The 11,767-nt window shown below is 61.0% G+C and carries 8 protein-coding genes; 1 reads left to right on the top strand and 7 read right to left on the bottom strand.

Features of this window, described 5'->3' with window-relative positions; all coding sequences use genetic code 11:
* Positions 1 to 231 precede the first annotated feature (231 nt).
* From K0H48_RS25470 to betI, 5 genes are all read right to left on the bottom strand, one after another.
* On the bottom strand, positions 232 to 1,548 hold the full coding sequence (locus K0H48_RS25470; protein ID WP_219269717.1) for a TldD/PmbA family protein: 1,317 nt from the start codon (positions 1,546 to 1,548) through the stop codon (positions 232 to 234).
* Positions 1,548 to 2,990: a TldD/PmbA family protein gene (locus K0H48_RS25465; protein ID WP_219269715.1), complete on the bottom strand. Its 1,443-nt coding sequence runs from the start codon at positions 2,988 to 2,990 to the stop codon at positions 1,548 to 1,550. Before K0H48_RS25465 ends, K0H48_RS25470 begins: the two co-directional genes overlap by 1 nt.
* A 165-nt stretch (positions 2,991 to 3,155) precedes the next feature.
* Entirely contained in the window at positions 3,156 to 4,859 is a 1,704-nt protein-coding gene (gene betA, locus K0H48_RS25460) for a choline dehydrogenase (RefSeq protein ID WP_219269709.1), read from the bottom strand.
* Positions 4,860 to 5,003: 144 nt separating this feature from the next.
* On the bottom strand, positions 5,004 to 6,476 hold the full coding sequence (gene betB / locus K0H48_RS25455) for a betaine-aldehyde dehydrogenase (RefSeq protein ID WP_017139377.1): 1,473 nt from the start codon (positions 6,474 to 6,476) through the stop codon (positions 5,004 to 5,006).
* A gap of 109 nt (positions 6,477 to 6,585) precedes the next feature.
* On the bottom strand, positions 6,586 to 7,179 hold the full coding sequence (betI, locus tag K0H48_RS25450) for a transcriptional regulator BetI (RefSeq protein WP_010207128.1): 594 nt from the start codon (positions 7,177 to 7,179) through the stop codon (positions 6,586 to 6,588).
* A 391-nt stretch (positions 7,180 to 7,570) separates the two neighbouring features.
* Here betI and K0H48_RS25445 point away from each other — a divergent pair, with 391 nt between their 5' ends.
* Positions 7,571 to 9,505: a BCCT family transporter gene (locus K0H48_RS25445; protein ID WP_342366714.1), complete on the top strand. Its 1,935-nt coding sequence runs from the start codon at positions 7,571 to 7,573 to the stop codon at positions 9,503 to 9,505.
* Positions 9,506 to 9,673: 168 nt separating this feature from the next.
* Here the strand turns inward: K0H48_RS25445 and choV are convergent, their stop codons facing one another.
* On the bottom strand, positions 9,674 to 10,852 hold the full coding sequence (choV, locus tag K0H48_RS25440) for a choline ABC transporter ATP-binding protein (RefSeq protein WP_056857764.1): 1,179 nt from the start codon (positions 10,850 to 10,852) through the stop codon (positions 9,674 to 9,676).
* Positions 10,849 to 11,694, bottom strand: a complete 846-nt coding sequence (gene choW / locus K0H48_RS25435) for a choline ABC transporter permease subunit (protein ID WP_078739495.1) — start codon at positions 11,692 to 11,694, stop codon at positions 10,849 to 10,851. The genes choV and choW overlap by 4 nt, the downstream gene beginning before the upstream one ends.
* Positions 11,695 to 11,767: the final 73 nt, after the last annotated feature.

The raw sequence follows: 11,767 nt of genomic DNA, 5'->3' as shown, positions 1-11,767 counted from the left end.
AACAGAGCGTACGGAGAGAAGTGTTAGATGGGATTTTGCGGTAGGAAGGGATGAAACGAGGTGTCTGAAATCAATACAAGCCTATGTGGGAACTGGCTTGTCTGGTAGCTGGCCTATGTGGGAGCTGGCTTGCCTGCGATGGCATCACTGCGGTGTGACTGACACACCGAGGTGACTGCATCGCAGGCAAGCCAGCTCCCACACAAGCCCGCTCCCACAGGGGATTTGTATTTACAGAGTGAGCGTCAGGCGCTTGACCAGCGCACCCGGCAGCAGGTTGGATGAGGTATTGCGCTGGCTGTAGGTACTCGCCGACAACAGCAGCTCCCGTTCAAGGGTCAGCGCTTCAAGCTGTGAGCCGAGCAGGCTGTAGACACTGTCATCAAAGCGCATGGTGCTCACCGGCGCCTTGATCTCACCGTCTTCGACCCAGAAGGTGGCGAAGCGGGTCATGCCGGTCAGGCGTGCCGCCGGCAGGTCCGAGTAGTTCAAGTACCACAGGTTGCTGATGTACAAGCCAGTGCCCAATTGCTTGAGGATATCGGCCTGGGCCAGGTTGCCGGCGGCCATTTGCAAGGCGCTGGGCGACTCGTCGCTGCTGGCGCCGTTGGTGCTCAGGCCGTATTCGGCAGCGCTGCGTGAGTTGATCAGTTGGCCTTCGGCTTTGCCGGCGTTGATCAGGGTGACATCGCCGCGCGGGTAGCCTTCGGTGGAAAACGCCTGGCTCAACGAGCCGCTGATCTGTTCATCGACCTTCACCAGCGGGCTTAACGACTGCTCACCCGTGTAGAGCTTTTGCAGGCAACTGCCTTTGCTGGCGATGGCCTGGGCGGAAAACCCGCCCCAGGTGACGATGCTGAAGATTTCTTCCAGCGCCGCCGGGGCAAGGTAGGCGCGGTATTGGCCGGGAGGCAGCTGGTGCAGCGGGCGGCCGAGGAACGCCAACTGCTCGCGGGCCTGCTGGAAGCGTGCGGCGAACTCGGCACTGTCCCAGGTGTGCCCGGCGTAGCTGGCCTTCACCGCTTCGCCGTTGGCGTGGAACAGGCTGAAATCGAAGTTGAAGCTATTGGCCTGGTGCCAACCGAACGCGCCGTCGGAACTGGCAAAGCCACGGCTGATCGGGCCGGCAGCGTAGAAGCCAACCAGGTCCACGCCTTCGGCGGCTTGGCTGATGTCTGCCAGCACCTGGGCCAGCTCGGGCAGCGGTCGCAACTGTTCGTTGTGGTTTTGCCAGGCGTTGTGGTTCAGCAGCAGGTACGGATCCTGCGGCAACAAGGGCAAGGTTTCGCGCAGTTGTTGCAGGCCATCGGCGAGGCGCTGGCGATCCAGTGCCGGCTCACCGGCCAGGGTGATACCGAGGTCGGCGTGGCGGCCATCGTTGATCAGCTTGAGGTTGAGGCTGGCCTGTTGCACCTGCCCGGCTTGGCGCACCTTGGCGTGGTTGAAGCGCACGAACTCGGACGACTCGTCAGCGTAGCCCAGGTGAAAGTGTTCCTTGTCGGTGACGGCTTGCTTGAGCCAGTCCACCAGTGCCTTGAAGTTGTTCATCAGGCGTCTCCCCCAAACACGTCGATATCACTGAACACACAGGCCGGTGAGGCGTGGCCCACGCGGATCACCTGGTTGGGTTCGCCTTTGCCGCAGTTGGGCGTGCCCAAGACCTGGAAGGTGCTGGCGTCGCCGACGGCGCTGAGGTTGCGCCAGAACTGCGCGGAGATGGCGCGGTAGTTGGGGTTTTTGACCACGCCCTTGAGTTCGCCGTTTTCGATCAACTGGCCCCATTCACAGCCGAACTGGAATTTATTGCGCGCGTCATCGATGGACCAGGAGCGGTTGGTACTCATCAGAATGCCGTGCTCGATGCCGCTGACCAGTTCGGCCTGGGTCTTGTCGCCGGCTTCGATATTGAGGTTGGCCATGCGGTCGATGGGCGGGCGGTTCCAGCTACACGCGCGGCTGTTGGCCACGCCTGGCAGGTTCGCGCGAAATTGCGACAGCGCGCCGCCCAAAGGCTTGAGCAGCAGGCCATCGCGGATCAGGAATTGTTTGCTGGCAGCCGTGCCGTCGTCGTCATGCCCGTAGCTGGCGAGCTGTTCGGGGATGTCCGGGTCGAAGGTCACGTTGAGCAAGGGCGAGCCGTATTGCAGGTGGCCGAAGTCGCTGGCCTTCACAAAGCTGGTGCCGGCGTAGTTACGCTCATCGCCCAGGATGCGGTCCAGTTCCAGCGGATGGCCGATGGACTCGTGGATCTGCAGGATCATCTGGTCAGGCATCAGCAGCAGGTCGCGTGGGCCGTGGGGCGTGTTCGGCGCGAGCAGCAGTTGCAGGGCTTCGTCGGCGACTGTACGGGCGGCGCCGGCCAGGCCGAAGCGGCGAATCACGTTCGCACTGCCTTGCTGGCCGAAATTGGTGCCGCCCAGGGTGCGGGTCTGGCTGTCGTTGCCGTCGAACGCGGTGACGCTCAGGCCCGGAAAGACAAAACGCTGGGCCTGGCGCAACTCGGCACCGGCGCTGTTGAGGTAGATCTGCTCGACGTGCGTGGTGCCCAGGCTGACTTCCCAGCTCACCAGGCGCTCATCCTTGGGCACGCTGGCGGATTCATCGCCGAGCAGTTGGTAGCAGTCGCTCAGGGACGGGAAGGGCTGGTCGAGGTCTGGCGACAAATAGTCGGCCACGTCGCTGGAGACGTGTTGTGTGTGCAAGTCGAGCAGGGCGTGGGGCGAAATCTGCCGGGCTTGCTGCTCGGCGCGCTCAAGGGCGGCTTGCAGGCCGGCGAGGGAAATATCGTTGGTGGCGGCGTAGGCTTCTACGCCATTAAGACGCACGGTGAGCATCGCGCCCTCGTCGTGGCTCAGGTGTGGCGGCTCGGCGACGTTCTTGCGGACCGACAGGTACTGGCCGGATTCGCGCACGTAACGCAGCGAGAAGAATTCGGCGCGGGTGCGCAGGGCACTGAAGTGCTGTTTGAGGGTGGGGTGGGCGTCGAACATCGGGACCTCCTTGAGGGCTGCGCAGTCCCAGAGGCTAGCATAGGTGATCGTTCCCACGCTCCGCGTGGGAATGCCGCCTAGGACGCTCTGCGTCCGCTTTAGAAGGTCGTGACGCAGAGCGTCACAGGATGCATTCCCACGCGGAGCGTGGGAACGATCAACGAGTTACTGCGCGGTCGGGCCGACTTCACGCATCGGCTTGCCACGCACCGGCGCATCGCCTGCGACGTAGTAGTCGGCAGTGCTGCGCGGCAGTGGCTGGCGGCCACGGATCTTATCGGCGATTTTCTCGGCGATCATGATCGTCGGCGCGTTGAGGTTGCCGGTGGTGATGATCGGCATGATCGACGCGTCGACCACACGCAAGCCCTGCATGCCATGCACGCGGCCTTCGGCATCCACTACGGCCATCTCGTCGGTGCCCATTTTGCACGAGCAGGACGGGTGGAACGCAGTTTCAGCGTGCTCGCGGATGAACTTGTCCAACTGCTCATCGGTTTGCACGTCAATACCCGGGCTGATTTCACGGCCACGGTATTGGTCCAGCGCCGGCTGTTGCATGATTTCACGGGTCAGGCGGATGCCGTCGCGAAATTCCTGCCAGTCCTGCTCGGTGGCCATGTAGTTGAAGAGGATGCTCGGGTAGTCCCGCGGGTTCTTCGACTTCAGGTGTACGCGACCACGGCTTGGCGAACGCATGGAGCCCATGTGCGCCTGGAAGCCGTGCTCTTTCACACCGTTGCTGCCGTTGTAGTTAATCGCCACCGGCAGGAAGTGGTACTGGATGTTCGGCCAATCGAAGTCTTCACGGGTACGGATAAAACCACCCGCTTCGAACTGGTTGCTGGCGCCGATGCCGGTGCCATTGAACAGCCACTCGGCACCGATGGCCGGTTGGTTGTACCAGAGCAGCGAGGGGTACAGCGACACTGGCTGAGTGCAGGCGTATTGCAGGTACAGCTCAAGGTGGTCCTGCAGGTTTTCGCCGACGCCGGGCAGGTCGTGGACCACCGGGATGTCGAGGCTTTCCAGCAGTTTGGCCGGGCCAACACCGGAGCGTTGCAGCAGCTGCGGCGAAGCGATTGCGCCGCTGCACACCAGGACTTCTTTACGCGCACGGGCTTCAACGCGCTCTTCAGCGGCGCCGATCAGGTAACGCACGCCTACGGCACGCTTGCCTTCAAACAACACTTTGTCGGTGAGGGCGTGGGTGACGATGGTCAGTGTGGAGCGCTTTTTAGCCGTGTCCAGGTAACCACGCGCGGTGCTGGCGCGGCGGCCTTTAGGCGTGACGGTACGGTCCATCGGGCCGAAGCCTTCTTGCTGGTAGCCGTTCAAGTCGTCGGTACGTGGGTAACCGGCTTGCACGCCTGCTTCAACCATGGCGTGGAACAGCGGGTTGTTGCCGGCTTTAGGCGTGGTCACGCTGACCGGGCCGTCGCCACCGTGGTAGTCGTTGGGGCCGATGTCGCGGGTTTCGGCTTTACGGAAATACGGCAGGCAGTCGAGGTAGGTCCAGTTTTCCAGACCTGGCAGCTTCGACCAGTTGTCGTAGTCCATGGCGTTGCCACGGATGTAGCACATGCCGTTGATCAGCGAAGAACCGCCCAGGCCTTTGCCGCGACCGCATTCCATCCGACGGCCGTCCATGTGTGGCTCTGGGTCGGTTTCGTAGGCCCAGTTGTAGCGCCGACCTTGCAGTGGAAACGCCAGCGCGGCCGGCATTTGGGTACGGAAGTCAAAACGGTAGTCCGGGCCGCCGGCTTCCAGCAGCAGGACGGTGACGCCTTCGTCTTCGGTCAGACGGGTCGCCAGGGTGTTACCGGCGGAGCCGGCACCCACAATGATGTAATCGTATTCTTGGGACATTGGATGCACCCTCTTTTGAGATGGTCAGGTCGGGCCTCATCGCAGGCAAGCCAGCTCCCACATTTGATTGGGTTAACACAGCACAAAATGTGGGAGCCGGGCTTGCCCGCGATGGCGGCCTCGCGGGCAATACAACGCTCGGATTTAGAACACCGAGGCGTAGTCGCCCAGCTCAACCTGTACCGATTTGATGCGGGTGAAGTTGTTCAGCGAGCTGATGCCGTTCTCACGGCCAACGCCCGACTGCTTGTAACCACCGACTGGCATCTTGGCGTCGGACTCGCCCCAGGCGTTGATCCAGCAGATACCCGCTTCCAGCTGATGAATCACGCGGTGGGCGCGGTTCAGGTCCTTGGTCACCAAACCTGCGGCCAAGCCGAAGTCGGTGTCGTTGGCGCGGCGGATCACTTCTTCTTCGGTCTCGTAAGTGAGGATGCTCATCACTGGGCCAAAGATTTCTTCACGGACGATGGTCATCTCGTCGGTGCAGTCGGTGAACACAGTCGGTGCCACGTAGGCGCCTTTGGCGAATTCGCCGTCGGTGAGGCGGTCGCCGCCGCACAGGACGCGGGCGCCTTCTTCCTTACCTTTGGCGATGTAGCCAAGCACGCTTTCCATGTGGGCAAAGCTGACCAGCGGGCCGAAGTTGGTGTTTTCGTCCTGTGGGTTGCCAACGCGAATGCGCGCAACACGCTCAACGATCTTGGCTTCGAAGGCCGCTTGCAGGTGTTTCGGCACGAACACACGAGTGCCGTTGGTGCAGACCTGACCGGAGCTGTAGAAGTTGGCCATCATGGCGATGTCGGCAGCGCGATCCAGGTCGGCGTCTTCGAACACGATCAGCGGCGATTTGCCACCCAGTTCCATGGTCACTTCTTTGAGCGAAGAGCTCGAAGCGCTGGCCATGACTTTTTTGCCGGTGTCGGTGCCGCCGGTGAACGAGACTTTCTCGATGCGCGGGTGCTCGGTCAGCCAGGTGCCGACTTCACGACCGCTGCCGGTCAACACGTTGAACACACCGGCCGGTACGCCAGCTTCGGTGTAGATCTCGGCCAGTTTCAGGGTGGTCAGCGAAGTGACTTCGCTTGGCTTGAAGATCATCGCGTTGCCCGCCGCCAGGGCCGGTGCGGATTTCCACAGGGCGATCTGGATCGGGTAGTTCCACGCGCCGATACCGGCCACCACGCCCAGCGGCTCGCGGCGGGTGTAGACGAACGAAGTGTCGCGCAACGGGATCTGCTCGCCTTCGATGGCCGGTACCAGGCCTGCGTAGTATTCCAGTACGTCGGCGCCGGTGACGATGTCGACGTATTGGGTTTCGGAGAAGGCTTTACCGGTGTCCAGGGTTTCCAGGGCGGCCAGCTCATCGTTGCGCTCGCGCAGAATGTCGACGGCACGACGCAGGATGCGCGAACGCTCCATGGCGGTCATGGCAGCCCAGATTTTCTGGCCTTTTTCGGCGCTGACCACGGCACGTTCAACGTCTTCCTTGGTGGCGCGTTGCACTTGGGCGAGAACTTCACCGTTAGCCGGGTTGATGGCTTCGAAGGTGGCATCGCTGCCAGCGTCGCTGTAGCCGCCGTCAATGTAGAGTTTTTGCAGTTCGAAACGGGCCATAAAGTCCTCGCAAGTGCATAAGTGGTTGGCGTTACCCGCCGCCAGTGGGCCATGGGGTTGTGGCAACACTGAGCGGCAGACGTTCAGGGGTTGAGCGTTTATGTGTGCTCTAACTCACCTGCTTGGCCAATTGGAAATCCATGTATTCGTAAGCGATCCGTTGCGCCTGCTCCGTGTCGAAAGCGTCTCCCGACAGGGCGCCGCGCAACCACAAACCGTCGATCAGGGCCGCCAGGCCTCGGGCTGCTTTGCGTGCGTGCGGCAGCGGTAGCACACGGCGGAACTGGCAGCACAGGTTGGAATACAGACGTTGATCGTTGATCCGCTGCAACCTGTGCAATGACGGGTGGTGCATGCTGGTGGCCCAGAAGGCCAGCCAGGTTTTCATTGCCGGTCCGTTGACCTGGCTGGCGTCGAAGTTGCCCTCGATGATCACCCGAAGGTGCGCCCGTGGGCTGTCGTCCTTCAGCGCAAGCCTGCGTTCGTGGACGTTCTCGATCAGCACATTCATCAAGTACCGCATCGTCGCGGCGATCAGGCCGTTCTTGTCCTGAAAGTAGTGACTGATGATGCCGTTCGAGACGCCGGCCAAACGGGCGATCAGCGCAATGCTGGCATCTCCCATTCCAACCTGATCGATGGCCGTCAAAGTGGCTTCGATCAACTGCTGGCGGCGTATGGGTTGCATACCGACCTTGGGCATGTAGCACCTCTCCTTAGGCCTGCCGTTGGGCGTTAAACGTCCGTCGGCTTGATGGCCAGTCTATTTTGTTTTGATTGAACGTTCAATCAACAAAGAATAAGATCTGCGACAAATGGTCGCTGCCTACAGATTTTTCCTACCTGTGAGCGACGTCCACTGACACCTGCAAAAACCCTTGAAACAGGCCGTATCAGGGCCTGGCCGCTGCCTCGGCGCGGCTCAAGAATTTTCGGGGTGTCTTTATAACACCCGTCCGTCGACTGCCGAAAAATCGATGTCCCGGGATAACCGTTGCCTTGTGTTTCTCTCTCGCACTGCCCGGAGCATCTGCGCCATGAGTTCTGCCTCTCTTATAAAGACCCCGCCGGAAAAGGTCAGGGTCAACGGTTGGGTGTTCTACACCTCCACCGCGCTCATTCTGCTGTTGACCGCCATTTTGATCATCGCCCCGCAGGAGGCCGGGCGCATGCTCGGCGTAGCCCAGGCGTGGCTGTCGAAAAGCTTCGGCTGGTATTACATGGTGGTCATCGCGGCCTACCTGGTGTTTGTGGTCGGCCTGGCGTTTTCGTCCTACGGTAAGTTGAAACTGGGCAGCAAGGACGACACCCCGGACTTCAGCTACGGCGCCTGGGCCGGCATGTTGTTCTCGTCGGGCATCGGCATCTCGCTGCTGTACTTCGGGGCTTCCGAGCCTTTGGATCACTACTTCAACCCGCCCGAAGGCGCCGCCGCCAGCAACGGCGCAGCCCGCCAGGCGTTGCAGTTGACGTTCCTGCACTGGGGCCTGCACGGCTGGGCGATCTATGCGCTGGTCGGCCTGGCCGTGGCGTACTTTGCGTACCGTCATAACCAGCCGCTGGCCTTGCGTTCGGCGCTGTACCCGCTGGTGGGCGAGCGTTGGGTCAAAGGCGCGGCCGGCCACGCAGTAGACGGCTTCGGCATGTTCGTGACCCTGCTGGGCCTGGTGACGAACCTGGGGATTGGTTCGATGCAGGTGTCGTCGGGCCTTGAAAACCTGTTCGGCATGCAGCACAGCAACACCAACCTGCTGATCGTGATCATCGTGATGAGCACCGTGGCGACTATCGCTGCCGTGTCGGGTGTGGAAAACGGCATTCGCCGCCTGTCCAACCTCAACATCGTGCTGTTCAGCGGCTTGCTGATCTTTGTGCTGCTGTTTGGCCCGACCCTGCACCTGCTCAACGGCTTGGTGCAGAACACCGGTGACTACCTCAACGGCATCATCCTGAAAACCTTCGACCTGTACGTGTACGAAGGCGACGCCGACAAGACCGAGCGCTGGATGGGCCTGTGGACCCTGTTCTACTGGGCCTGGTGGATTTCCTGGGCGCCATTTGTAGGCATGTTCATCGCGCGTATCTCCCGTGGTCGTACCGTGCGTGAACTGGTGGCCGGCGTGCTGCTGATTCCGCTGGGCTTCACCTTGGCGTGGTTGTCGATTTTCGGTAACTCGGCCTTGGACCTGGTGCTGAACCATGGCGCAGTCGAGTTGGGCAAGACGGCGCTGGAGCAACCGTCTATGGCCATCTACCAACTGCTTGAGCATTACCCGGCGTCGAAAATCGTCATCGGCGTATCGATCTTCGTGGGCTTTGTGCTGTTCCTGACCCCGGCGGATTCCGGCGCGGTGATGATGGCCAACCTTTCGTGCAAAGGCGGCAACGTGGATGAAGATGCGCCGCACTGGCTGCGGATCTTCTGGTCGGTGGTGATCACCCTGGTGACCATCGGCCTGCTGTTTGCTGGCAACTTCGAAGCCATGCAAACCATGGTGGTGCTGGCGGGGCTGCCGTTCTCGGTGGTGCTGATTCTGTTTATGTTCGGTTTGCACAAGGCGATGCGCCAGGATGTGGCCATCGAACAGGAGCAGGCGCAATTGGCCGAGCGTGGTCGTCGTGGTTTCAGCGAGCGTTTGACCGCGTTGGACCTGCAACCGAGCCAGGGCACTGTGCAGCGCTTTATGGACAAACACGTTACGCCTGCGCTGGAAGAGGCGGCGAGTGCGCTGCGCGATCAAGGGCTGGAAGTGCAGACGCTGCTGGGGAAATCCAAGCGTTGCATCGGTGTGCGCATCGAGATGGAAGAGGGCAACCCATTTGTCTACGAAGTGAGCCTGGATGCTTACTCGTCGGCACCGAGCGACCTGCCCGAAGAAGAGCGCACCCGTTACTACCGGGCCGAGGTCTACCTGCACAACGGACCTCAGGAATACGACCTGATGGGCTTTGCCCAGGAACAGATTACCCGGGACGTGCTCGATCAGTTTGAAAGCCATCGGCAGCTCCTTGGCCGTGTCTATAGCTGATGGTTGAGCCGAGCGGCGCCGTCACTGGCGCCGCTGTTCCAAGCGTGGAATGGGGTCAAATGTGGGAGCTGGCTTGCCTGCGATAGCGGTGGTGAATTCACTAAAGCTATCGCAGGCAAGCCAGCTCCCACATTGACTCAGTTTCTTCAGTTGGTTTTGCGGTGTCGACTAGCCCAGGTTTTTGCCCAGCAGGGCATGGTACAGCTCGCTATCCCCCAGAATCCCCACCACCTGGTTGTTGTTATGCAACACCAGCTTGTTCCCCGTGTGATACCGGATCTGCAACGCGTCGCGCATGCCGATATTGGAATCCACCAGCGTCGGTACCCGGCCCAAACCTTCCACCGGTTGCCCCGGCGCCCAGTTCTGCAGGTTCAACGGCGTGCCGTTCTGGCGTGCGCCCTTGATCACATTGCCTTCGGCCAGGTCCAGCCACGAATCGCCGCCCGGGTCCAGGCTGATGGAGCCGTTGACGTGGGTGCAGTTCTCTACGGTGCGCATCAGGCTGCGGCCACACAGCACGTTCAGCGGGTTGGTATGGGCGACGAAGGTGCGCACATAGTCATCCGCCGGGTTCAGCACGATCTCTTCCGGCACGCTGTACTGGATGATCTTGCCGTCTTTCATGATCGCGATGCGGCTGCCGAGTTTGAGCGCCTCATCGAGGTCGTGGCTCACGAACACGATGGTCTTGCTCAGCTTGCGTTGCAGCTCCAGCAATTCATCTTGCAAGCCCTGGCGGATCAGCGGGTCGAGGGCCGAGAAGGGTTCGTCCATCAGCAGGATATCGGCGTCCATCGCCAAAGCGCGGGCCAGGCCGACGCGCTGCTGCATGCCGCCGGACAGTTCGTCGGGCTTCTTGTTACGCCATTGGGCGAGGCCCACCAGCTCGAGCTTTTCATCCACCAGCGCGCGCCGTTCTTTCTCCGGGCGGCCCTGCATCTCAAGGCCAAAGCTGATGTTCTCGCGCACCGTCAGCCACGGCATCAGCGCGAACTTCTGGAACACCATGGCGATGCGCTTGGTGCGCATCATTTTCAGCTCGGCCGGTGTGCACGAAGCGATGTCGATCTGGCGACCTTCATGCTCCACAAACAGCTGGCCACGGCTCACGGTGTTGAGGCCGTTGATGCAGCGCAGCAAACTTGATTTGCCGGAGCCGGACAGGCCCATCAGCACGCAGATCTCACCTTTTTCAACGTCCAGGCTGGCTTTTTCTACGCCGACGATCTGCCCGGTCTTTTTCAGGATTTCGTTACGGCTCATGCCCTGGTCCAGCAGCTTGAGCGCTTCGCGTGGGTCTTTGGAGAAGATCACGTCGACATTGTCGAATCGGATAATGCTCATGCATCACCCCCTACTTTGGCGTCGGGTTGTTTGCAGATGCGGTCGAGCATGATGGCCAGCAATACGATTGCCAGGCCGGCTTCAAAGCCCAGGGCGATGTCGGCGGTGTTGAGTGCGTTGACCACCGGCTTGCCGAGGCCGTCAGCGCCCACCAGGGCCGCGATCACCACCATCGACAACGACAGCATGATGCATTGGGTAATGCCGGCGGCAATGCTCGGCATGGCGTGGGGCAGTTCAATGCGCGAGAGCAACTGACGGCGCGAGCAGCCAAAGGCCTTGCCGGCGTCCATCAACTCTTGCGGTACATCGCGGATACCCAGGTAGGTCAGGCGGATAGGCGCGGCAATCGCGAACACCACCGTGGAGATCAAGCCAGGCACCACACCCAGCCCGAAGAGGGTCAGGGTAGGGATGAGGTAGACGAAGGTCGGTACGGTCTGCATCAGATCGAGCACCGGCCGCATCATGGTGTAGAACAGCGGTTTGTGTGCGGCAACAATGCCCAGCGGCACACCGATGACCACGCAGACCAGGGTGGCGAACAACACCTGGGCGAGGGTTTCCATGGTTTCCTGCCAGTACCCCAGGTTGAGGATCAGCAGGAAGGAGGCAATGACAAAAACCGTCAGGCCCCATTTGCGTTGAATAAAGTGAGCCAGCAGCGCAATCAGACCGATCAATGCCAGCGGATTGAACCAGGTCAGCGCGAACGTCACGCCGTGGATCATCGTTTCCAGGGTCGATGCGATTGCGTCGAAGTAGTTGGCGCCATGTTGGGTCAACCATTCGACGAAGGCAGCGATGTACTGGCCTAGTGGGATTTTATGTTCAGTCAGCATGGTAGTGAATGTCCACATGCGAAGGGGAAAACATCCCAGGCCAGCGCACCGGCCTGGGGTCAGCGGTGTTGCC

Origin of the sequence: Pseudomonas sp. Xaverov 259, from assembly GCF_019352915.1 — a bacterium.
Lineage (GTDB): Bacteria > Pseudomonadota > Gammaproteobacteria > Pseudomonadales > Pseudomonadaceae > Aquipseudomonas.
Note: the sequence above shows the minus strand (reverse complement) of the source record. Positions and strands in the feature narration are given on the sequence as shown.

Coding starts and splice junctions, on each gene's coding strand:
- betA (WP_219269709.1), bottom strand. CDS start 4,859: ATGTCCCAAGAATACGATTACATCATTGTGGGTGCCGGCTCCGCCGGT.
- K0H48_RS25465 (WP_219269715.1), bottom strand. CDS start 2,990: ATGTTCGACGCCCACCCCACCCTCAAACAGCACTTCAGTGCCCTGCGC.
- choW (WP_078739495.1), bottom strand. CDS start 11,694: ATGCTGACTGAACATAAAATCCCACTAGGCCAGTACATCGCTGCCTTC.
- betI (WP_010207128.1), bottom strand. CDS start 7,179: ATGCCCAAGGTCGGTATGCAACCCATACGCCGCCAGCAGTTGATCGAA.
- betB (WP_017139377.1), bottom strand. CDS start 6,476: ATGGCCCGTTTCGAACTGCAAAAACTCTACATTGACGGCGGCTACAGC.
- K0H48_RS25470 (WP_219269717.1), bottom strand. CDS start 1,548: ATGAACAACTTCAAGGCACTGGTGGACTGGCTCAAGCAAGCCGTCACC.
- choV (WP_056857764.1), bottom strand. CDS start 10,852: ATGAGCATTATCCGATTCGACAATGTCGACGTGATCTTCTCCAAAGAC.